Below are 23,549 nucleotides of genomic sequence, written 5' to 3'. Positions count from 1 at the left end.
TTGAGGGGGTAAAATCATGGAAAATCTTGCTATTGGCCAATACGGCTTGGAAAACTATTTCCCGTACGCTTACAAGACAAAATATACTCTCGTGCCATCCGACTCGACACTGGGCTCGATCGTCGTCGGTGTACTCGAACCAGTGGGCAACAATACGGGGAGCGGGATCCTGCTGTCCGAAGATATTGTTCTGAGTGCGGCCCACGTCGTCAATTCCGGCAAGCTTGCCGACAAAGATGGTATTCATACCTATTCCTTCGGCATCGGATACGTGCCGGGCACGGTCGTAGCCGCGGATGCGGTCGCGACACAGGCCTCGTCGATCATTTCGTTGCGAAATTACACCGGTAGTTTTCAGACGAACGACGTCGTGGCGATCCGCCTCGATGCTCCCGTTTCCGTCGACAAGAGCGAACTACTCGGTATCACGTCTTGCTACGGCCCGTCCAAGAAGCTGACGGAAGCGCTGAAGTCGATGTTCTCGGTCGGCTTCCCCGGTCTCTATACGGTAGCGGACGATCAGTTGACCTCCTCTGGCAAGGTCGACAGCTACGCGCTGTCGAGTGGAGCGAGCATCGTCGCACAGCCTTCGGAACTCGAATCGTTGGACGTGAGTTCGGCACGATACGACGGTCAGATGAACTGGTCGGCTTCCGGCATCATGGGTGCCGCAGGGCACAGCGGAGGTCCGGCCATCGTCAACATCGGTGGCAAGCAGTTCATCGCTGGAAACTTCACCTGGGCCAATGCAACGGGCCCGAACAACGGTGCGAACAACAATGGTGCCGGCGTCGGTGGCATATTGTTGAGCGATAAGGATTACGCGGTACTCTCGGCGGCGATCGCGAAGACAAACGGCACTCTTCCGCGTGTCAAACTCGCTTGGTCCGACGATTCGACCAACTTGATTCTCGGTTCCGATGACGCCGGTGGTGATACAATCGACACGGTCTGGCGATCGGAACTCGTCTTTGCGGGTGATGGAAACGATGTGATCATCGGCTCGTCTGGGAACGACTCGATAGACGGCGGTGCCGACACAGATACCGTCGACTACCGCGGCATGAGCGTCAAATTGGTCGGTGGGACGGCGAACGACGGCACCGGCCTCCACATCGCCAAGGGTGCCGACGGTCTCTACGGCACCGACACGCTCCACGACGTCGAAGAGGTGGTGATCGGCAAACAGACCTTGAAGCTCGACGCCGTCGCCGAATACGATCAGGGTGCCAAATCGGAAAAGATCGCCATTTCGTTCGAAGCGGGCGCGGCCGTCGATCAGGATGTTGCCGCCGCGACCTCGAACGACGCGACGGCATGGGCGACCCTCGATCTTTCGGCGTTCGGCGCCGACGGCGGTGTGATCCTGAAGAATGGTCGCCTCGCGGGTACCAACTGGACATTCCGAGGCGCCAATGAAGTCATCGGTTCCTCCAAGTCCGACACATTCAATGGTTTGGCGGGCGTAGCGACCGTCGACGGCGGCGGCGGCAAAGATGAATTCCGCAACATCGGTTCCGGCACACAGGTCACGACGGGCTCGGGCGCCGATGAGGTTTATCTCTCGAACAACATCCTCATCACCGACGCTTCCGCCGAGGACAATCTCTACGCCTACGACGACCTGAATCTCACCGGCGGCGTTTCCTGGAAGGGGTCGGAGGACGTCTGGGCCCATGGCGCCGGCGGGATGTGCAAATACGGCTACAACGCCAAGGGCGAACTGGTCGTCGGCGATCTGCTCGGCAATCTCACCTACGTGGCGAATGGTCAATCGACCAATTACGGATCGGATCCTGCCGGGCGCGCCTTCGGACTTTATGTCGCGGAGATGGATGTCCAGACCAAACTCTTCCGTGAGCTCGAGACGCCATGGAACGTCGATGCGAGCTACGCGGCTATCCTCAGCACCAAGCCGAAGGCGGAACTCGGCATTTCGCTCTATCGCGGCGCGGACCCGCTCGTCCTCGACCTCGACGGGGACGGGATCGACCTCGTCGGCCAATCCTCGGTGTCGCCGCGCTTCGATCTCGACGGCGACGGCTTCTCGGAGAAGACCGGCTGGGTCGGTTCGGGTGACGGGCTCCTGGCGCTCGACCGCAACGGCAACGGCGTGATCGACGACGTCTCCGAGCTCTTCGGCGGCCCGCGCGCCGACGGCGGCGTCGATACGAACGGCGACGGCCGCATCACCGGCGCGGAGCGGATGCAGTCGGGCTTCGACGCCCTCGCGGCCTACGACGGCAACGGTGACGGGGTGATCGACGCGTCCGACGCGGTCTTCTCCGAGCTTCGGGTGTGGATCGTCGCCGATGGTGATGCGGTCACCGACGAGGGCGAGTTGAAGACACTCGCCGAAGTCGGGATCACCTCGATCTCGCTCGCATCGACGGATGAGAGTGGCGTGTTCGTCGCGGGCAATCAGGTGACCGCCACGGGCGGGTTCACCCGGACTGACGGCAGCACGTCGACGATCGCGAACGTCGATCTGAAGATCGACAATTTCGACTCGCAATGGCTCGCTGCCACGACCCTTTCAGAGACGGCCGCCGCGCTGCCCGAGTTGCGCGGCCATGGCACGCTCGCCGATCTCAGGCAGGTGATGACGCTCACGCCGTCGCTCGAGACCGTGGTGGTCGGCGCGCTCGACGACCTCGGCGCCGCGCGTGGGATGGAGGCCATTCGATCTGCGGCGATCCCCGTCCTTCTCGGCTGGGCCGCCTCCCTGCCGGCGGTCGCGTCGACCGAGCACTATCAGACGGTTCATGTCGTCCTTGGGGCTTCCGATCGTCACGTCGTCGACTATGCCTACGCCGTCCAGGTCGACGGCACCGAACGCTGGATGCTCGCGAGTTCGAATACGAGCTACGAGAGTTTGGCGGCCTTGAAGGCCGCGAATCCGTCGTTGGACGGGCGCTGGCGCGATCTCTCGAGCGACGAACTCGCCTTCGTGGAGCGTTATACCGGCGAGCAGCTGCCGACCGTCCTCGACGCCGGATCGTCGAAATCGGCCGTGGTTGCCGCCTTCGACATGGCCTACACCCATCTCGACATGCTGTCGGTGCGGCTCGCGGTACAGGCGGCGCCGGACTATTACGGCTTGTCCTACGACGTGAGCGAAGATCTCTTCCGACCGGCGACCGACCGGCAGTTGGTGCCGTTCTTCGAACACGTGTTCTCCGAAGTGCAGACCGCCACGCCGGCGGAAATCTCGGCGTATTTTGCGACGATGAACGACGTCTTCGATCGCATCGTGACCGCCTATGATCGAGGAACCGGCAATAGTATCAATTCCTTCGGCTTCCTCTACGCGAACCTCGTCGCGGCCTGGGAGAACGTCGGTCTGCCGATCTCTCTGAATGCGGCCGCCAGCGACTTCGGCATCCCCGAGACACTTCTGGTCGATGACTTCGACGCCCCGGTCGAGGGAACCGGAGAGGCGAACATCTTCTATCTCGGGTCGGGGGACCAGACGGTCTACGGCAAGGGTGGTCACGACGACTACGTGATCGGTCGCAATTTCGGTCATGACACGATCGTCGACGACGAGACGAACATCACGCACGACGACGACTATGTTCGATTTGCTCAATACGCCTCGACCGAAATCACGGCGACACGCGACGGGCTCGATCTCCTTCTCACCGTGGTCGCGACCGGTGACGAAGTCCGCATCGTGAACCAGTTCGCGGGTTTCATTCCGGGGATCATGGGCGGAGGCGAAACGTCGTCGGCCTTCGGTATCGATCTCATCCAGTTCGTCGACGGCGTTCAGTGGACGCGCGAAGACATCGCCTGGCAGGTCTCGCGTTCCTCGAGTGCGTCCGAGACCATCCTTGGGACGCCAGACAAGGACGTTCTCGACGGCGGCGCCGGGGACGACATCCTCGTCGGCGGCAACGACTTCGACATCTATCTGTTCGGCTACGGCTATGGCCACGACGTAGTCGACGAGCGGGTGTCGTCGATCGGATCGGCCGCCTTCGCCGTCGTCGGATGGGATCAGGATGCCGTGCAATTCGGCGAGGGCATCACCGAAGACGATCTGACCTTCGCCCGCGAGGGCGGTGACCTGATCCTCGGTCTCCTCGGATCCGACGACACGTTGACGGTGAAGGGGCAGTTCAACTCCACCTACACCGGCGTCTTCGGCCAGATCTGGATGGATCGCATCGAGATCTTCCGGTTCGCCGACGGATCCAGCCTCGACTGGACCGAGGTCATGGACCGGACGATCGCCGCGCAGGAGACGCAAGGCGACGATACCGTCATGGGATTCGACGTCGCCGACGTCCTCGACGGCGGGGCCGGTGACGACTTCCTCTCGGGTGGCAACGACGGCGACACCTATGTCTTCGGCCTCGGCTACGGGCACGACCTTGTTCGAGACGCCGAGACCAGCGTCTATGGCGATCAGGCGGATTCGATCGCCTTCGGCTACGGATTGACGTCGGCCGACGTGATGTTTTCTCATCCCGAGGACACCGACGATCTGGTCGTGACTCTGGCCGACGGCAGCACGCTCACCATTCAGAACCAGTTCGGCATCATCTATACGGGTGTCGTGGGCGATCTCGCCTTCGATCGGATCGAGCGTTTCGTGTTCACCGACGCCGATGGAGAGACGGTACTCTCGGCTCGCGACGTCGAGCTGCGGCTCATCGCCGAAGCTGAGACGAGTGGCGACGATCGAATCTTCGGCTTTGCCTCCGACGACCGGCTCGACGGCGGTGCCGGTGGCGACCTCATGAAGGGGGGGGACGGCAACGACACCTATGTCTTCGGTCATGGATACGGCCACGACCGGATCGCGGAGAGTTCGTCCCACATTCTCGCACCCGAGACCGATGTGGTCGCGTTGACCGAGGACGTGTCTCCGGACCAGGTCCGCGTGACGAGAGGTGCGGGCAACGATATCGTCTTGACCCTGACCGACACTGGCGAAACGCTGACCCTGAGCGATCAGACCAGCTACGGCGTGCTCAATTGGCGCCCCAGCGAGGTCGAAAGCGTCGCCTTCGCGGACGGCACGATCTGGACGGCCGCGGATCTGCGCAGCAAGGCGCTCGAGAACGCCGCGACTTCGGGTGACGACACCGTCGAGGGCTTCTTCTCGGACGACGTCATCGATGGTGGTGCCGGGGACGACCTCCTCATGGGCGGCGACGGCTCCGACACCTACGTGTTCGGACGCGGCTCGGGCCATGACACGATCGACGAGCGATTGGGCTACGTCACCTATTCCAGTGTGGATCGCGTCGTCTTCGGAAGCGACGTCGCTCCCTCCGACATCGTCGTCACGCGGCCGGGCAACGACGATGAGATTCTGCTGACGATCGCGGATACGGGCGATTCTCTGCTGCTGTTGTCGCAGGATTGGCAGTACTCCACGGTCGAGAGTTATGTCTTCGCCGATGGCACCACCTGGAGCCTCGCCGACTTGAAGGCGAAGTTGATCGCGCAAACGGAAACCGCCGGCAACGACGTCGTCACCGGCTTCGGCGGCGCCGACCGCCTCGAGGGTGGCAAAGGCGACGATGTTCTCGACGGCCGAGAAGGCGACGACACCTACGTCTATGCGCGTGGTGACGGCCACGACACGATCGACGAAGGTACGTTGTACGCCGGAACGGCCGATAGACTGGTGCTGACCGGCATCGATCCCGGCGACGTGTCTCTGCGGCGAAGTGGGGATGATCTCATTCTCGATATTGCCGAGAGTTCGGCCGGGACTGGAGACGGTGGCTCCATCCTCTTGAAGTATGTGCTGGTCAAGGCATACGACCGCGGAGTGGAATTCGTCGAATTCGCCAACGGAACGGTTTGGACGGCGAACGATCTTCGCAACATGTTGATCTCTGCGGCGGGGACCGACGGCGACGACACGATCGCCGGCTCGAACGTGGCCGACGTCATCGCCGGCGGTAAGGGGAACGACGCTCTGAACGGCGGGGCCGGCGACGACACCTACGTGTATGCCCGCGGCGACGGCAACGACACGGTTTCCGACGGCTATTGGGGCGGGACGTCCGACCGTCTCCTCTTCACCGACATCGGGCCCGGCGACGTCACGCTCCAACGCTCGGGCAACGATGTGACCTTCTCGATTGCGGAGAGTGCGGCGGGCGCCGGTGACGGCGGTTCGGTCCGGCTCACTTCGTCGCTCGACGACAGTCACTACGACGACGGTATCGAGCAGGTCGTCTTCGGTGACGGCACGGTCTGGAGCCGCGCGGAGATCCGGGCGATGCTGCTAGCACAGGCGTCGACTGCCGGTGCCGACACGATCGCCGGCTTCAATGCCCCAGACACGATCACCGCCGGCCGAGGCGACGACGTGATCAACGGGGCCGGGGGCGACGACACCTACGTGTATGCCCGCGGCGACGGCAACGACACGATTTCCGACGGATATTGGGGCGGGACGTCCGACCGCCTCCTCTTCGCGGACATCGGGCCCGGCGACGTCACGCTCCAGCGTTCGGGCAACGATGTGACGTTTTGGATCGCGGAGAGTGAGGCGGGCGCCGGTGACGGCGGTTCGGTCCGGCTCACTTCGTCGCTCGACGACAGCCACTACGATGACGGTATCGAGCGGGTCGTCTTCGGGGACGGCACGGTCTGGAGCCGTGCCGAGATCCGGGCAATGCTGCTCGCACAGGCGTCGACTGCCGGTGCCGACACGATCGTCGGCTTCAATGCCCCAGACACGATCACCGCCGGCCGAGGCGACGACGTGATCAACGGGGCCGGCGGCGACGACACCTACGTCTACGCCCGCGGCGACGGCAACGACACGATCACCGAGGACACGTGGGGCGGGCCGAGTGACCGGATCGTCTTTTCCGACCTCGCTCCGACAGAGGTTACGCTCGAACGCACCGGCAACGATCTCGTGATCCGGATTGCCGAGAGCGCTTCGGGGGCCGGCGACGGCGGTTCGATCCTGATCAGGAACACGCTCGACGACAGCATGGAAAAGGGGGTCGAGGCGCTCGTCTTTGCCGATGGGACCACGTGGTCTCGGGCCGAAGTGCGTATGAAGCTCCTCGCCCAAGCGTCGACCGACGGCAACGACACGATCGTCGGCTTCAACGTCGCCGACACGATCACCGCCGGGAAGGGCGACGACGTGATCAACGGCGGCATCGGCAACGACACCTATGTCTGGGCGCGTGGTGACGGCGACGACACGATCACCGAGGACAAAGGCAACGGGACGGGCGACCGGATCGTCTTCTCCGGCGTCGCGTCGGCGGATGTGAGGCTCGAGCGCCACGGCAACGATCTGACGATCGTGATCGCGGAGAGTTCGGCGGGCGCCGGCGACGGCGGATCGATCCTGGTGAAGAACACGTTGATGGACAACGGGGGGCAGGGCGTCGAGGCGTTCGTCTTCGCCGACGGCATCTCGTGGTCGCGGACCGATGTTCTCGCGCGAGCCGTGAACTTCGTGCCGATCACCACCGGCAACGACGTCTATGCGTGGGCTCACGGTGATGCGAGTGAAGTGATCGGTGGCGGAGGAGTCGGTGGCGTCGACCAACTGACCATTTCCGGCGTGGACATCGCTCTCCTCGATTTCGCCCGCAGCGGCGCAAACGGTGTCGACCTCGTGGTGACGGACACTGTTTCCGGCAAGACGATCACCGTCCGGGACCAGTTCTCCGGTTCGGGTGCCGGTATCGAAATCCTCGTCGTCGGAGACACGACGCTCGACGCGACGGCGATCGCCGAACGCGCCTGGTATCGAGGCGGTGCGGGTGACGACAGTTTCGCGGGGAGTGATCTCAACGAACGCTTCGACGGCGGAGCCGGCGACGACGTCATCTCGGCCGGAGCAGGAAACGACGTGCTTCACGGGGGAGCGGGTTCGGACGCGCTCGCCGGAGAGGTCGGGTCGGACGACTATTACTGGGCTCCGGGAGACGGATCCGACGTCGTTTCGGACTGGTGGAACGAGGGGGACGTCGATGTCCTCCATCTCGACGGGGTCGATCTCGCTCGGCTCGATCTCGCGCGCGGCGGCAACAACAACGCCGATCTTCTTGTGACGGATACGCTCACCGGGGAGACGATCACGGTCTACGGCCAATTCTACGGCTCGGGTTCCGGCATCGAATCTCTCGTCATCGGTGCGACGACGCTCGACACCACGGCGATCGCGGAACAGGCCTGGTATCGCGGTGGGAGTGGCGACGACGGCTTCTGGGGCGGCGATCTCTCCGAACGCTTCGACGGCGGCGCCGGAGGCGACCTGTTGTTCGGTGGGGCCGGCGACGACGTGTTTCACGGGGGAACGGGAGCGGACACACTCGCCGGAGAGGTCGGATCGGACGACTATTTCTGGGCTCCGGGAGACGGATCCGACGTCATTTCGGACTTGTGGAACGAGGGGGATGTCGATGTTCTCCACCTCGACGGGGTCGACCTCGATCGGCTCGACCTCGCGCGTGGCGGTGGCGACAACGCCGACCTTCTGGTGACGGATACGCTCACCGGAGAAACGATCACGGTGACCGGCCAACTCTACGGCTCGGGGTCCGGCATCGAATCCCTCGTCGTCGGAGACACGACGCTCGACGCGACGGCGATCGCCGAACGCGCCTGGTATCGAGGCGGTGCGGGTGACGACAGTTTCGCGGGGAGTGATCTCAACGAACGCTTCGACGGCGGGGCCGGCGACGACGTCATCTCGGCCGGAGCAGGAAACGACGTGCTTCACGGGGGAGCGGGTTCGGACACGCTCGCCGGAGAAGCCGGATCCGACGACTATTACTGGGCTCCGGGAGACGGATCCGACGTCGTTTCGGACTGGTGGAACGAGGGGGACGTCGATGTCCTCCATCTCGACGGGGTCGATCTCGCTCGGCTCGATCTCGCGCGCGGCGGCAACAACAACGCCGATCTTCTTGTGACGGATACGGTCACCGGGGAAACGATCACGGTCTACGGCCAATTCTACGGCTCGGGTTGCGGTATCGAATCTCTCGTCGTCGGTACGACGACGCTCGATGCCACGGCGATCGCGGAACAGGCCTGGTATCGCGGTGGGAGTGGCGACGACGGCTTCTGGGGCGGCGATCTCTCCGAACGCTTCGATGGTGGCGCCGGAGCCGACCTGTTGGTCGGAGGGGCCGGCGACGACGTCTATCGTTACGCATCCGGCGACGGCAACGACACGATCGACGACACGGACGGACTGGCCGACCGCTTGGTCTTCTCAGACCTGACGGCCGCGGACGTGAGGTTGCTGATCGTCGGCGACGATCTGCACGTCGACGTGCTCGGCACCGGTGCGACACTGACCGACGCCGGCCACTTCGCGTCGGCGACGCGCGGTCTCGATCAGATCACCTTCTCCGACGGCACGACGTGGTCGCGCTCGGACATCACGTCACATGCGGTGGCGGCGTGATGCCGGCGCCGAAGGTGCGAAGTCGAATGACCCTATCTCTCCGAGCGTCGGCGGCGCCCGGAGACTCCTCGATCGGTGGCGTTCGATGACCGCGAACGCACACCACGATCTCGAACCGCGGTCGACCGTCGAAGTCGACCCGGCGTTGGCCTGCCTCGCCCTCGTCGCGGGCTATTACCGCATCGCCGCCGATCCGACGGCCATGTACCGTGAGCTCGGCCTTTCCGGACGCCCCGCCGGCGTCGACGAGATCCTGAGGGCAGCCGGCGGCGTCGGCCTCAAGGCTCGCGCGGTGGCCAAGGGCCTCGACATCGAACGTCTCGCGTCGGTGCCGATCCCGTCGATCCTCGAACTCGCGGACGGCAGCTTCGCCGTCTTCGGCGGGCGCACGGCGAGCGGGGAGTTCCGCCTCGTCGACCCGAGGACGCGCGCGCCGCGTCTCGTCGGCGCCGACGCGCTCGCGGCGACGCCGCCGGTCCGTCTCGCCCTCGTTCAGCGGCGTCTGATCGGGCCGGGCATGGATCCGTCGACCTTCGGCTTCCGTTGGTTCCTACCTTCGATCTGGCGCTATCGGCGGCCGCTCGCCCATGTCCTGTTGGCGTCGTTCCTGGTGCAGATCTTCGCCTTGGTGACGCCGCTCTTCTTCCAGGTGGTCGTCGACAAGGTTCTCGTCCATCGCAGCTGGTCGACGCTGACGGTGCTCGCCGTCGGCATGATCGCCATCGGTGCATTCGACGTCGTCACTCAGTATCTTCGCGGCTGGGCGCTGTCGCATACGACGAACCGTATCGACGTCGAACTCGGCCGCCGCCTCTTCGCCCATCTGCTCGATCTGCCGCTCGGCTATTTCGAGACCCGCTCGGCCGGCCAGACCGTGGCGCGTATGCGCGAACTCGAGACGATCCGATCGTTCCTGACGGGGCAAGGACTTTTCTCCGGCATCGACCTCCTCTTCACCTTCGTCTTCATCGCGGTGCTGTTCGTCTATTCCTGGCAGCTGACCCTGATCGTCGTCGGCGCGATCCCGATCTATCTCGCCATCAGCGCGACGATTCGACCGGCGCTGAAGGACAAGATCCAGGAGAAGTTCAATCGCGGCGCCGCGAGCCAGCAGTTCCTGGTCGAGACGGTCGTCGGCATCCAGACGCTGAAGGCGGCGGCGGTCGAGCCGATGATGCGAGCCGAATGGGAGGAGAAGCTCGCCGCTTACGTGCGGACATCCTTCGAGGCGACGCAATTGGCGCTCGGTGGTCAGAACGCCATTCAATGGGTCTCGAAACTGGTGACGACGGGTATCCTGTATTTCGGGGCGACCGGGGTCATCGAGGGGCGTCTGACGGTCGGCGAGCTCGTCGCCTTCAACATGATCGCCGGTCAGGTGGTCACGCCCATTCTGCGGCTCTCCCAGCTCTGGCAGGATTTCCAGCAGATCCAGGTCTCGGTCGATCGGCTCGGCGACATTCTCGACACGCCGCGCGAGCCCTCGTCGAAGAGCGGGGCGACACTCCCCCCACCCAAGGGCGCCATTCGTCTGCGCGACGTCGGCTTTCGTTACCGCCAGGGCACTCAAGACGTGTTGAAACACATCGCTCTCGACATTCGCGCCGGTGAGGTGGTCGGCATCGTCGGTCCTTCCGGATCGGGCAAGTCGACGTTGACCAAGTTGATGCAGCGGCTCTATCTGCCGAACGAAGGTCAGATCCTGGTCGATGGGGTCGACATCGCCCAGGTCGATCCGAGTTGGCTGCGCCGCCACATCGGCGTGGTGCTGCAGGAGAACCTGCTGTTCAACCGCTCGATCCACGACAACATCGCGCTCGCCGATCCGGCGATGTCGCGCGCCGCGGTGATGCGCGTGGCGAAGCTCGCCGGCGCCGACGAGTTCGTGTCGCGTCTCCCGGAGGGCTACGACACGATGATCGAAGAGCGTGGCGCCAATCTCTCCGGCGGTCAACGCCAACGGCTCGCCATCGCCCGGGCGCTCGCGACCGATCCGCCGATCCTGATCCTCGACGAGGCGACGAGTGCCCTCGACTACGAGAGCGAGCGGGTGATCCAAGCCAACATGCGCTCGATCGTGAGGGGACGCACCGTGATCATCATCGCTCATCGGCTCGCGGCGGTGCGCAACTGCGACCGGATCATCGGCATGCACGAGGGACGGATCGTCGAGATCGGCACGCACGACGAGTTGCTCCGCCGTCCCAAGGGTCTCTATGCCCATTTGTGGGGATTGCAGAACGCCGGACCGGAGGTGGTGTCGTGAATGCCACCGTTCCTCCGACCCGCTCGACGTCTCCGCGATCGATCGATCCACGCGCGATGCGCCCAGGGGATCGCGAATTTCTGCCGGCGGCGCTAGAAATTCTCGAAGTGCCGCCCTCGCCGGTCCGCTTGGCGATGATCCTGCTGATCGGCACTCTGGTCGCTGTGACGCTGGCCTGGGCGGCGATCGGCAAGCTCGACATCGTCGCGGTGGCCCAAGGCAAGGTTCGGCCGACCGGGCGGGTCAAGGTGGTGCAGCCGCTGGAGACGGGCCGGGTCGTCGGAGTGGAGGTCGTCGACGGGAGCCGCGTCGTGGCCGGCGATCCGCTGGTGCGCTTCGACCCCACCGACGCCGTTGCCGAGGAGACGGCGTTGTCGCTCTCGAAGCATGCTTGGCGTGCGGAGATCTTGCGCCGGCGAACGGTCGTCGAAGCGATCCGACGGGCGGGAGAAGGCACCCCGATCGAGATCCCGCCCCTCGTCTGGCCCGAAGAGATCCCTTCGGCGATCCGCATGCGCGAGGAAGCCGTGCTCTCCGCCGATCTGCGCCAGCTCTCGGCGACGCTCGCCGGGCTCGATGCGCAGCATGCCCAGAAGATCGCCGAGCGCGATCGTCTGACGGCGACCATCGCCGCGGAGCGCGAGCTGATCGACGCTCTCGCGGCTCGCGTCAACATGCGTTCGATTCTGGTCGACAGAGCTTCCGGCACCCGCGCGAGCCTGATCGACGCGCAAGAAACGCTCCTCACCCAGAAGGCCACGCTCGCCATCCAGATCGGCCAGCTGAGTGAGAACGGCGCGGCCCTGGAGCTGATCCGCCGCGAGATCGCGCGGACCAAGGAGACCGCGCTCTCCGACAACATCCAGAAGCTCGCCGACGCCGGGCGCCAACTCGACGACGTCGAACAACGCCTCGACAAGGCCGAAGCCCGGACGGCGCGGACGACTCTGGCCGCCCCGATCACCGGCACGATACAGGCTTCGACGGTGACCACGATCGGGCAGGTCGTGACCACCGGGGAGGAGCTGATGCGCATCGTCCCCGAGGGCTCGACCTTGGAGGTCGAGGCCTATCTGCCCAACAAGGACATGGGCTTCGTCCACCCTGGTGACGAAGTGGCGGTGAAGTTCGAGGCCTTCCCCTTCACCCGTTACGGCACGGTGTCGGGTCGCGTGGTGAAGGTGGCGAGCGACGCGATACCCGAGCAGGATGCAGCCCAGATCGAGACCGGTGGGCGAGCGGCGTCAGTCACGCGCGGAGAGAGCGGCCGCAGCCAGCGCGTTCAGAACCTCGTCTTCCCGGTGACGATCACGCTCGATCGCACGACGATCGACGTCGACGGTGTCTTGGTCCCGCTCGGCGTCGGCATGGCGGTGACCGCCGAAATCAAGACCGGTCGCCGCAGCATTCTCGAGTACCTGCTCTCACCCCTCACAGAGGTTGCCTCCCAGGCCGGCAACGAACGGTGAGCGGCAGGCGGCGTCCGCGGGGAGTCCGGCCATTTGCTGCGAGTGATGGTGGCGACGCGACTGGTGGACTTCCGCAAGGGGGCGGAGGGGCCGGCGGGGCTGGTGCGGGAGACCATGGGGGCCGCTCCGTTCTCCGGCGCGGTCTACGTGTTCCGCGCCAAGCGGGCCGATGCATGTTCGCCAAGCGGCCGGAGGACGGCGTCGTGGAGCTCTCGAGCGCCAGTTGCAGGCATTGCTGAAGTGGCTCGCCGGCTGTTTCGCCGTCGTGGCCAACGAGTTCGCGAAGGAACGCCGTGCTCGCGACGGCAAGCTTCGCCGGGATCCGGATCTCGCCGCCTTCGTCGTCGATCGCCTTCGCGCGGCTTGGTCTCCCGAGCAGATCGCCGGCCACCCGCAGTGCCGATCGTCAGCGTCGAGGCTCTGCCACGAGACGATCGATCGCCATGTCTACGGCCCGGACGGCGCCGCGACGAACTCTTCCGCCTGTTGCCGACCGGACGGCGAAGGCGTCGTTCCCGCTTCGCCCGGAAGCCGCGCGGTCTCTTCGTGCCACTATCGCCGCGCATCCTGCAACCATCGCTCAGAGAACGGATTTCGGTCGCTGAGAGGGGGATCTCGTGGCGTTCGCGATAGAGTTCGGCAAGGCAGACCTCACCTCGCTGGCCGAGCGTAAGAGCCGCTGTCTGTTGCTCGCCCTCAACCCGAGCCGGCACTCGGCCGGCGTGATGTCCGGCATCGTGTGCCGTCTCGGCGAGCTCCCTCTCGGTACCAGCGCAGCATCACTTTCGACCGGGGAGCCGAGTTCGCATTCTTCTCGACGTGAAGCGCGATCTCGGCATCGACGGCTGGTTCCGCAAGCCACGGGCGCCTCCGCAGCAGGTGCTTCGGCGGCATCCGGCTCTCGATGTCGACATGGTTGAACGGCGATCCCTCTCTTTCGTCCGTTCCGCGCGTCGAACCACGCCGTCCTCACCAGAAGACGGAATCACACCGACACGCCGCTGAAGAGCGCCCTCTTCAGCGGCCTGCTGCTGGGGCGACCTCGGCCTCGAACTCTACCGAGCCGAAGGCCGGTGCAGTCCATGTCGTTTCCGCTTCCACGTCATCGGGATCGTCCTTCTCTCGGGGCGACCCGAGCTCGGCGAACTGCCCGTCGGACGAGGATCCCGTCATGAAGCCCGAGCCGAGATCGACGATCGTCATGCGACGACGTGCGGCCCACGCGCCCGCCCGGACGATGACATTCGCACTCGAGATTCGAGCATAATCCCCACCTATGGCGCCATCGTGTTTTCGCGTTGGACGTCGAACGTTCATCGCGGGACACTGGTCGTCGAAATTCGATATTCGGAGTCGCAGACATGAAGCAAGAAGTGGAAGTGTTCAGTCCGCCGGGCGTGGCACCTGGTGCCAGTTACGAACATGCTTCGCGCACCGGCGATTTCATCTTCATGTCCGGGCAGGTCGCGAAGGATGAGCATGGTAACTGGGTCGGTGGCGACGCAACCAATCAGGCTCGTCAAATCTACCGCAACATCGATCGCATTCTAAGCCACATGGGCGTCACGCGCCGGCAGATCGCGAAGATCACGACCATTCTCACGAATGTCGCCGATCGTCAGGACGTCACCGACGTGAGGCTCGAATATCTCGGAGATCACCGGCCGCCGCACACCGGCCTCTACGTTCCCGTCCTCGGACATCCCGAAATCCGTATGGAGGTCGAGGTCATTGCCTATTCGCCGAGGATCGAGGGAACGAAATGACGATCCTGCTCTACGACCGGGCCAAGCTCTACCGAAACGACCGGGAACGGATCGATGCGGGCATCGCTCGCGTCCTCGCCAGCGGACGTTTCGACTGGGGTGAGGAAGTCCCCCAGTTCGAGAATGAACTCGCCGATTGGCTCGGCGCCTCGCACTTCGTCGCGACCGGGTCGGGGACGGCCTCGTTGACGGCGGCGTTGCGGGCACTCGGCGTCGGTCCGGGTGACCAAGTCATCACCGTCGCCAATACCGAGATGGCAAATTCGACCGCGATTCATTCGGTCGGTGCCGAGGTCGTCTGGGTGGACACGGATCCGGTGACGCGGTGTATGGATGTCGGCGCCTGCGCGGCCGCCGTGACACCACGCACGCGTGCGTTGATGCCCGTGGATCTCTACGGCCACCCTGCCGACATGCCGCAGCTTCGCCGCTTGGCGGACGATCACGGCCTCGCTCTGATCGAGGACGCCTGCCTCGCGTTGGGGGCGGAGATCGACGGAAGACGAATCGGAACACTCGCAGACGTCACCTGCTTCAGCTTCGCCCCCGGCAAGCACCTCGGCTCGTTCGGCAACGCGGGCGGGTGTTCGACGGAGGACGCGGATGTCGCGGAGCGGTTACAGTTGGTCGCCGGCGATGGTCAAGCTCGGTCGCGTCATTACGCCGTTCCGCGCCCACTTGCTCTCCACCACGTCGAAGAAAGCCGCAACGACAGGATGGACGAGATTCAGGCCGCCGTCCTGAGAGCCAAGCTGCCCGGACTGGACGAGACGCTCGCACGCCGCCGCGCTCAGGCGAAACGCTACGCGGAAGGTCTGGCGAACGTGGTGACCATTCCCCTGGAAAAGGCGGGTCGGCTCCACGCTTGGCGCAACTACGTGATCGAGGTGGACGACCGGGACGCGCTCGCCGCGCATCTCGTCATGCACGGCGTGCAATGCAATGCACTGTATACGCCGCCGATGCACCTTCAGCCGGTCTATGAGAAGTTCGGCCGGGGCCGAGGAAGTCTCCCCGTGACCGAAGTCTCGGCCGCGCGGCTCCTCGGTCTCCCCATCGGGCCCCATCTCGAAGACGCGGACATCGACGAGGTCGTGAGAGTCGTGAGGCAATGGGCCGCCTGAGCCCGCCGCCTCGTCGGTCTCGGGTCATCGCGACGACCGGCGTTCGTTGGAGGAGCGTTCGAAGACGCGACTTCGATGTCGTCCGGTCGCCTCGATGCGACTGTACACCACGGTTCCTTCAGATGGCTGGTGGCTGATGAAATATATCGGTCGTCAGACGATGACCGCCGTCGGGCCGCTCACGTCTCGAAGACGGAGCGAGCCCGGGCCGGAAGCCGCCCGTGAGGCGTTCATGCCGCCGTTCGGCTCACATGCCGAGATAGGCGCGGCGAACGTCGTCGTTCCGCAAGAGCTCGGGGCCGGGCCCCTCGAGAGTGACGGATCCGGTCTCGAGGACGTAGGCATGATCGGCGACGGCCAGCGCCGCCCGGGCGTTCTGCTCGACGAGCAGGATGGTGATGCCGGCCGCCTTGAGCATCTTCACGATGCGGAAGATCTCTTCGACGATCAGCGGCGCGAGGCCCATCGACGGTTCGTCGAGGAGCAGGAGCTTGGGCTTCGACATCATCGCCCGACCGACCGCCAGCATCTGCTGCTGGCCACCGGAGAGGGTGCCGGCCGGGAGCTTCCGGCGCTCGCGCAGGATCGGAAAGAGGTCATAGACCTCCTCGATTCCGTCGCGGATCTCGGCGGCGGGGCGGGTGTAGGCGCCCATCACCAGATTGTCCTCGATCGACATCGGCTGAAACACCTGTCGCCCCTCCGGCACTTGGGCGATCCCGGCGCGCACCCGGGCGTCGGCCGCCATGCGGGTGATGTCCTCGCCGCCGAAGCGGACCACCCCGGCGGCGGCCGGCTGGACGCCGGAAATGGTGCGCAGGAGTGTGGTCTTGCCGGCGCCGTTGGCCCCGACGAGCGCGACCAGCTCCCCTGCCCCGACTTTCAGGTCGACGCCGTGCAGTGCCTCGATACGGCCGTAACGGCAGACGAGGGCGGAGACTTCGAGCAGGGTTCCACGGGTGCGAGCCTCGCGGCGCGGCAACTCGATCACCACGGCGTCGCGATGGCCGCCGAGGCCGTCCGGCGCCGGCAGCAACTGGGTGAGACGGGCGCGAAGCAATGCGATGTCGCCGTCGACGCCGGGATCGCCGAGTGGATCGACGTGGGCGGCGAAGGCGGCGTCGACCTCACGCCAGTCGTCGGGCGTGAGCACGCGCCGGGCGAGCGGAAAAGTCACTTCCTCCTCGACCCGCATGTGCTCTTCGAGCCGCGCAGTGAAGGTGTCGATCTCCGCGACGAGGGTGGCGAGCCCGTCGACGTCGCTCGGCGGGGTCGCGCGGGCGAGATCACGGATCCGACCGATCTGAAGCGGGCTCATCTCGTGGTCCCGCTCGAGCCGCTCGATCACCTCGGCGGCTTCGTTCGAGCGCCGGCGGATGCGTGCGAAGAGCAGATCCGTCTCCTTGGGGTGATGGTAGCGTTCGGAGAAGCCGTCGAGATAGTCGGCGGCGAGTTCGACTGTGTGGAGGTCGTCGGCCTCCGGCCGTTCGCCGAGACGGGCGGCGAGCGTGCCGAGCGCCCGGGTGACCCGCCACATGTTTCCGTGTTCGGCGATGATGACGTCGAGTGCGCGCATGGCTCAGGCCCCTTCGGTCTCGGCGCCGAGATAGGCGGCGATGACGTCGCGGTTGGTGCGGATCTCTTCCGGGGTGCCCTCGGCGAGCTTCTTGCCGTAGTCGAGGACGACGATGCGGGTGGAGACGCTCATGACGAGCTTCATGTCGTGCTCGACCAGGACGACGGTGATGCCCCGTCGGCCGAGTTCGGCGATGAGGCCCTCGATCTCGTGGGTCTCGGTGTGGTTGAGGCCGGCGGCCGGTTCGTCGAGGAACAGGATCTTCGGATCGGCGGCGAGTGCTCGGGCGATTTCCAACCGCTTCAGCGCCCCATAGGGCATCGAGCGGGCGTCGGCGCCGGCGTATCTGCCGCAACCGACGAAATCGAGCAGTTCGGCGGCACGCGCCCTGAGCGCGCGATCCTTCGCGGCGATGCCCGGCCAGCGCACCATGGCGGCGACGAGGCTCGAATTCAGCTCGAGGTGAGCGCCGGTCATGACGTTCTCGAGCGCCGACAGGTTCATCGACACCTGCAGGTTCTGGAAGGTGCGCGAGACGCCGCGCCGCGCCAGTTTCTCGGGGGCGATGCCTCCGATCTCCACACCTTCGAGGCGGATCGAGCCCAGCGTCGGCGTGTAGACGCCGGTGATCAGGTTGAACAGTGTGGTCTTGCCGGCACCGTTCGGGCCGATCACCGCATGGGTCGTCCCCTTCTCGACGGTGAAGCTCACGTCGGAGACGGCAGTGACACCGCCGAAGGTCTTGGTGAGGTTTTCGACGACCAGCATCGTCTCAGCCCTCCTTCTTCGTGAAGAACGCGACGAGGCTCGGAACGATGCCGCGCGGCAGGAAGATCATCGTGGCGACCAGGATCATGCCGAAGGCGAGCGTCTCCCACCCCTCGAGATGGGCGAGAACGTCGGGCAAGAGCGTCAGCAGCGCCGCACCGAAGACCGAGCCCCAGACGGAGGCCAGACCGCCGACCACCACCATCGTCACCAATTCGACCGACTTGGAGAACCCGGCGACGCCGGGTGTGATGAAGCCCATGTAGTGGGCCGAGAGCGATCCCATCACCGCGGCGACGACCGCGGAGAGCGCGAAGACCCGCGTCTTGAACGAGGCGGTGTCGATGCCGACGACGCGGGCGGCGATCTCCGAGCCGTGCAGCGCCCTGAGCGCCCGCCCGGCCGGGCTCTCGACGATGTTCGTGGCGAAGACCACGGCAGCGACGACGAGACCGGCGAAGACCCAGTACCACGCCTTCTCCCCCGCGATGCGCAGACCGAAGACGGCGAAGTCGGGAACCGACATGCCGTCGGGGCCGCCGGTGAAGGCGGATTCGTTGGTCAGCACGATCGACACGATGATGCCGAGGCCGAGCGTCGCCATGGCGAGATAATGACCTTGGAGACGCAGAATGGCGACGGCGACGAGCCAAGCGAGGAGCCCCACGACGATCGCGGTCGCTGCCAGCGCGAGCATCGGTGGCCAGGCGTAAAGGCTGGTCAGGATCGCCGAGCCGTAGGCGCCGAGGCCGAAGAAGCCGGCGTGGCCGAGACTGATCTGGCCGCAATGGCCGATGAGCAGATTGAGCGCGATCACGACAGTGATGTTGGCGGCGATGCGGATCGCGACGTCGAAGTACCAGACGTTGGGCAGCACGAAGGGCAGCGTCGCGAGCACTGCGACGAGGATCGCCAGCGGCACGAAACGCATCGGCGATCGCGGTTCGAGGAGGTTCGGGAACGAGAGCGACGTCATGACGGCTCCTCAGACGCGGGTCGCCGGACCGAGGCCGAACAGGCCGCGCGGACGGACGACGAGGATGACGAGCACGAGGACGAAGGGAACCGCGTCCTTGTAGGCGGAGGAGACGTAGCCTGCGGTGAAGGCCTCGACGAGCCCGAGAAGAACCCCCCCGGCGACGGCGCCGACGCCCGAGCCGAGCCCGCCGAGGGTGGCCGCGACCACGCCCTTGAGACCGAGCATGATGCCGACGTCATAGGACGTGGTGGCGATCGGAGCGAGCAGGATGCCGCCGGTCGCACCGAGGGCCGCGGAAAGCCCGAAGCTGGCGAGCAGGACCCGCTTGGTGTCGATCCCGACGAGCTGAGCGGCGATGCGGTTGTGGGCGGTGGCGAGCATGCCCTTGCCCCAGCGCGTCCGACCGAAGAACACGGCGAGCGCGATCACCACCACGGCCGTGGTCGCCATCACCCACAGGCTCTGCGGCAGGATGGTGGCGCCCAACACCGAGATCGGCGTGGTGCCGGAGAACGCCGGCAGGGCGTGGTTCTTCTTGTCGAGGGTCACCTCGACGAGCCCGCGCAGGATCATCGAGACGCCGATGGTGACGATCACGATGCCGGTGGCGTCGGTCTTTCCGGCCGGCTCGATCGCCAACTTCTCGACGAGGAGCCCGACGAGGCCGACGAGCACAACGGCGGCGATCACCGCCACCGGCAGAGGCACACCGGCGAGGCTCAGGAACGCAGCGATCATCCCGCCGAGCATGATGAACTCGCCCTGGGCGAAGTTGATGACCCCCGAGGCGTTGTAGATGATCGAGAACCCGAGAGCGGCGAGCGCATAGGAGGAGCCGATCGTCAGCCCCGTGAAGAACAGTTGGAGGAATTGGAACACGACGGCGACTCCGCGCGGTGGAGGGCTCGCGGTGCGCGAACCCTCGGAAGGACGATGGTCAGGGAGCGAGGTGCCACTTCCCGCCGCGTACTTCGATCATGCGGAAGGTGTCGGCTTTCAGCCCGAGATGATCGGTCGCCGAGAGGCTCACCATCGAGGCGGTCGTGACGAAGCCGGAGGTCTTCTCGAGTGCGTCGCGCACGGCGGTCCGGTCCGTGGTGCCGGCACGGCCGACCGCGTCGACGTAGAGCAGCAGCGCGTCGAGCGCCGAAGCTCCGTAGGCCGCGGGATCCTGTCCGAACTTCGCCCGATAGGCGCCGACATAGTCGGCGAGCCGGGGATATTGCGGGTCCGAGCTGGGCAGGTCGTCGAAGACGACGACGGGAAGGGCGGGAGCGACCACGCCTTCGGCGGCGGCTCCGGCGAGGTCGACATATTCCTGCGAAGTCACGCTGTGCGCCTGATAGAGCGGCTGAGTGAGGCCGACCTGGCGATAGTTCTTGGTCACGATCGCCGCAGCCGGGTTGGTCCCGAGCACGAAGACGGCCTGGGGGGCGGCGTCGCGGATCTTGGTCAACTGGGCCACCATGTCGGTGTCCTTGGGCGCGAAGGCCTCGTCGGCGACGATCGACACGCCGAAACCGGCGGCGACGGCCTGCGCCTCCTTCCGGGCGGACTGACCGAAACCGGAGGTCTCGCAGAGAAGCGCGACCTTGGTGATGCCCTTCGCCTTCATGTGGCCGTAGACGCGTTCGGCGGCCATACGATCGGTCGGCGGCGTCTTGAAGACCCACTTCTTGACGGGATCGATGATGATGGCACCGCCCGCCGGCGAGATCAGCGGCATGTGGGCGTTCTCGACGACCGGCACCATCGCCATGGTGGCGCCGGTGGAATGGCTGCCGATCACCACATCGACATGGTCGTTGTCGATGAGGCGCTTGACCAGTCCGTTCGCCTTGGAGGCTTCGCCGACGTCGTCGTAGGAGACGAGTTCGAGCTTGCGGCCGAGAACGCCGCCGGCCGCGTTGAGGCGATCGACCCAGAGGTCGAGCGTCTTGGCGGCGGGATCGCCGAGATAGGCGAGCGGGCCGGTGACGGAGAGAACCGTGCCGATGCGGATGGGTCCGTCGGCGGCGAGGGTGGCGGACCCGGTCGTGGTGAGAGCCAGGGCGAGAGCCAGTCCGGCAAGCGATGTCTTCATGTCGTTTCCTCTCTATCGATTTTTCGATTCTTGGTTCGGATGGGGCGAGGTCCGAGAGTTCGCGGTGGGCCGCTCGCCGAAGACGGTGATCGATCGCCGACCATCCGCGGGCGACGGCCGGTCACGCTCCGATCGTCTTTCGCGCCTCGAGGATGTCGAGGGCGACGTCGATGATCATGTCCTCCTGACCACCGACCATGCGGCGCTTGCCGAGTTCGGTCAGGATCTCGCGGGTGTCGACGCCGTAGACCTTCGAGGCGTTCTCGGCATGGCGCAGGAACGACGAATAGACCCCGGCGTAACCGAGCGAGAGGCTCTCCCGGTCGACGCGGACCGGGCGATCCTGGAGCGGACGCACGAGATCGTCGGCGGCGTCCATCAGCTTGAAGAGATCGCAGCCGGTCTCGATTCCCTTGCGGTTCAGGACCGCGATCAGCGCCTCGAGCGGCGCGTTGCCGGCGCCGGCGCCGGGCCCGGAGAGGCTCGCGTCGACGCGTACCGCGCCCGCCTCGATCCCGGCGACCGCATTGGCGACGCCGAGCGTCAGATTGTGATGGGTGTGGACACCGATCTCGGTCTCCGGCTTCAAGGCGGCGCGAACCGCCTTCACCCGCGCCGAATAATCCTCCGGCAGCAGCGCGCCGGCCGAATCCGTCACATAGACGCATTCGGCGCCGTAGCTCTCCATCAGCAGCGCCTGCTCGACCAGCTTTTCCGGGCTCGCCATGTGGGCCATCATCAGGAAGCCGACCGTGTCCATGCCGAGCCCGCGCGCCGCCTCGATGTGCTGACGCGACACGTCCGCCTCGGTGCAGTGGGTGGCGATGCGGACGGAGCGGGCGCCGGCGCCGTAAGCGGCCTTCAGATCGTGCACCGTGCCGATGCCCGGCAGGAGCAGGATCGTCGGCACCGCATGGGTGCAGACCTCGGCCACCGCGCCGATCCAATCGGTGTCGTCGTGGCTGCCGAAGCCGTAGTTGAAGGTCGAGCCGGTGAGGCCGTCGCCGTGGGTGATCTCGATCGCGTCGACCTTGGCCTCGTCGAGGGCGCGCGCGATCTTCTGGACGGTCTCGAGCGCGAACTGATGGCGCAGCGAATGCATGCCGTCGCGCAGCGTGACGTCCTGGACGTAGAGCTTGTTCGGGTTCGGACGAGCCATCACGCGGCCTCCTCGGTGCGCACCTTGGCGGCCCAGTGGTCGGCGGTGACCAGGGCGGCGGAGGTCATGATGTCGAGATTGCCGGCATAGGCCGGCAGGTAGTGGGCGGCGCCCTCGACCTCGAGCATGATCGTGGTCTTCAGCCCCGAGCAGAGGCCGACGCCGGGGATCCGCACCGGCGCGTTGTCGCCGATCACCTCGAACTGGACCTTCTGCTTCAGACGGTAGCCGGGCACGTATTTCTGCACCGTCGCCACCATCTCCAGGATCGAGGCCTCGATCGCGGCGGGATCGCCGCCCTGGCTCAGCGTGAACACCGTGTCGCGCATGATCAGCGGCGGTTCGGCCGGGTTGAGGATGATGATCGCCTTGCCGTGTTCGGCGCCGCCGAGCACCTCGATCGCCTTCGACGTCGTCTCGGTGAACTCGTCGATGTTGGCGCGGGTGCCGGGACCGGCGGACTTCGAGGAGATCGAGGCGACGATCTCGCCCCAGATCACGCGCTTCGAGGCGCGCTTCACCGCATAGACCATCGGGATCGTCGCCTGGCCGCCGCAGGTGACCATGTTGACGTTGGTCTCGTCGATGTTGGCGTCGCCGTTGATCGCGGGAATGGTGAAGGGGCCGATCGCGGCCGGGGTCAGGTCGATGACCTTCTTGCCGTCGGCCCGGAGCAGGGCATCGTTGTGGAGATGCGCCTTGGCCGAGGTGGCGTCGAAGACCACCTGGATGTCCTTGTATTCCGGCATCTTGCGCAGGCCGTCGATGCCCTCGTGGGTGACCGGAACCTTGAGCCGGGCGGCGCGAGCGAGACCGTCGGAGGCGGGATCGATGCCGACCATCGCCCCCATCTCCAGGTTCTGCGACGTCCGCATGATCTTGATCATCAGATCCGTGCCGATGTTGCCCGATCCGATGATCGCGCATTTGACCTTGGACAT

Annotated in this window: 14 protein-coding genes and 1 pseudogene; 6 read left to right on the top strand and 9 right to left on the bottom strand. The window is 65.6% G+C overall.

The genetic code is table 11. From position 1 onward, the window contains the following. Positions 1–16: 16 nt before the first annotated feature. The 4 genes from J3S89_RS15115 (at position 17) to tnpB (ending at position 13,786) form a co-directional block, all read left to right on the top strand. Positions 17–9,418, top strand: a complete 9,402-nt coding sequence (locus J3S89_RS15115) for a calcium-binding protein (RefSeq protein ID WP_217928528.1) — start codon at positions 17–19, stop codon at positions 9,416–9,418. An 85-nt stretch (positions 9,419–9,503) separates the two neighbouring features. Further along, on the top strand, positions 9,504–11,684 hold the full coding sequence (locus J3S89_RS15110) for a type I secretion system permease/ATPase (RefSeq protein WP_217928527.1): 2,181 nt from the start codon (positions 9,504–9,506) through the stop codon (positions 11,682–11,684). A gap of 56 nt (positions 11,685–11,740) precedes the next feature. Beyond that, complete coding sequence (locus J3S89_RS15105; RefSeq protein WP_217928526.1) at positions 11,741–13,153, top strand: HlyD family type I secretion periplasmic adaptor subunit; 1,413 nt, start codon at positions 11,741–11,743, stop codon at positions 13,151–13,153. A gap of 45 nt (positions 13,154–13,198) precedes the next feature. After that, a complete protein-coding gene (gene tnpB / locus J3S89_RS23665) occupies positions 13,199–13,786 on the top strand; it encodes an IS66 family insertion sequence element accessory protein TnpB (protein WP_420801311.1) in 588 nt (195 codons plus the stop codon). Positions 13,787–14,170: 384 nt separating this feature from the next. Here the strand turns inward: tnpB and J3S89_RS15095 are convergent, their stop codons facing one another. Then, entirely contained in the window at positions 14,171–14,356 is a 186-nt protein-coding gene (locus J3S89_RS15095; RefSeq protein WP_217928523.1) for a hypothetical protein, read from the bottom strand. Positions 14,357–14,514: 158 nt separating this feature from the next. On the opposite strand from J3S89_RS15095, the gene J3S89_RS15090 reads away from it, so the two are divergent. Then, a complete protein-coding gene (locus J3S89_RS15090) occupies positions 14,515–14,919 on the top strand; it encodes a RidA family protein (protein WP_217928521.1) in 405 nt (134 codons plus the stop codon). Further along, positions 14,916–16,043, top strand: a complete 1,128-nt coding sequence (locus J3S89_RS15085) for a DegT/DnrJ/EryC1/StrS family aminotransferase (RefSeq protein ID WP_217928519.1) — start codon at positions 14,916–14,918, stop codon at positions 16,041–16,043. The genes J3S89_RS15090 and J3S89_RS15085 overlap by 4 nt, the downstream gene beginning before the upstream one ends. A gap of 247 nt (positions 16,044–16,290) precedes the next feature. On the opposite strand, the gene J3S89_RS23180 is transcribed toward J3S89_RS15085, so the two are convergent. The 8 genes and pseudogenes from J3S89_RS23180 to J3S89_RS15050 all read right to left on the bottom strand — a co-directional run bounded on the left by J3S89_RS23180 (position 16,291) and on the right by J3S89_RS15050 (position 23,549). After that, positions 16,291–16,992 (bottom strand): ABC transporter ATP-binding protein, encoded by a 702-nt coding sequence (locus tag J3S89_RS23180; RefSeq protein ID WP_230489038.1) that lies wholly within the window; start codon positions 16,990–16,992, stop codon positions 16,291–16,293. A gap of 222 nt (positions 16,993–17,214) precedes the next feature. Beyond that, positions 17,215–17,619: pseudogene (locus J3S89_RS23175) on the bottom strand (hemerythrin domain-containing protein); the annotation flags it as partial. Between the two features lie 3 nt (positions 17,620–17,622). Further along, positions 17,623–18,387, bottom strand: a complete 765-nt coding sequence (locus J3S89_RS15075) for an ABC transporter ATP-binding protein (protein ID WP_217928517.1) — start codon at positions 18,385–18,387, stop codon at positions 17,623–17,625. A 4-nt stretch (positions 18,388–18,391) separates the two neighbouring features. Continuing rightward, complete coding sequence (locus J3S89_RS15070) at positions 18,392–19,363, bottom strand: branched-chain amino acid ABC transporter permease (protein ID WP_230489037.1); 972 nt, start codon at positions 19,361–19,363, stop codon at positions 18,392–18,394. Between the two features lie 9 nt (positions 19,364–19,372). Further along, entirely contained in the window at positions 19,373–20,245 is an 873-nt protein-coding gene (locus J3S89_RS15065; protein ID WP_217928516.1) for a branched-chain amino acid ABC transporter permease, read from the bottom strand. A gap of 58 nt (positions 20,246–20,303) precedes the next feature. Continuing rightward, a complete protein-coding gene (locus J3S89_RS15060; RefSeq protein ID WP_217928515.1) occupies positions 20,304–21,449 on the bottom strand; it encodes an ABC transporter substrate-binding protein in 1,146 nt (381 codons plus the stop codon). A 121-nt stretch (positions 21,450–21,570) separates the two neighbouring features. After that, entirely contained in the window at positions 21,571–22,608 is a 1,038-nt protein-coding gene (gene dmpG / locus J3S89_RS15055; RefSeq protein WP_217928514.1) for a 4-hydroxy-2-oxovalerate aldolase, read from the bottom strand. Next, the gene (locus J3S89_RS15050; RefSeq protein WP_217928513.1) at positions 22,608–23,549 is read right to left on the bottom strand and encodes an acetaldehyde dehydrogenase (acetylating); all 942 of its coding nucleotides are present in this window, start codon (positions 23,547–23,549) and stop codon (positions 22,608–22,610) included. Before J3S89_RS15050 ends, dmpG begins: the two co-directional genes overlap by 1 nt.

Origin of the sequence: Pinisolibacter aquiterrae (assembly GCF_019160155.1) — a bacterium.
In the GTDB taxonomy this organism is placed as follows: domain Bacteria; phylum Pseudomonadota; class Alphaproteobacteria; order Rhizobiales; family Ancalomicrobiaceae; genus Pinisolibacter; species Pinisolibacter aquiterrae.
The sequence above is the reverse complement of the archived record's forward strand: the minus strand, read 5'-3'. Positions and strand labels throughout refer to the sequence as shown.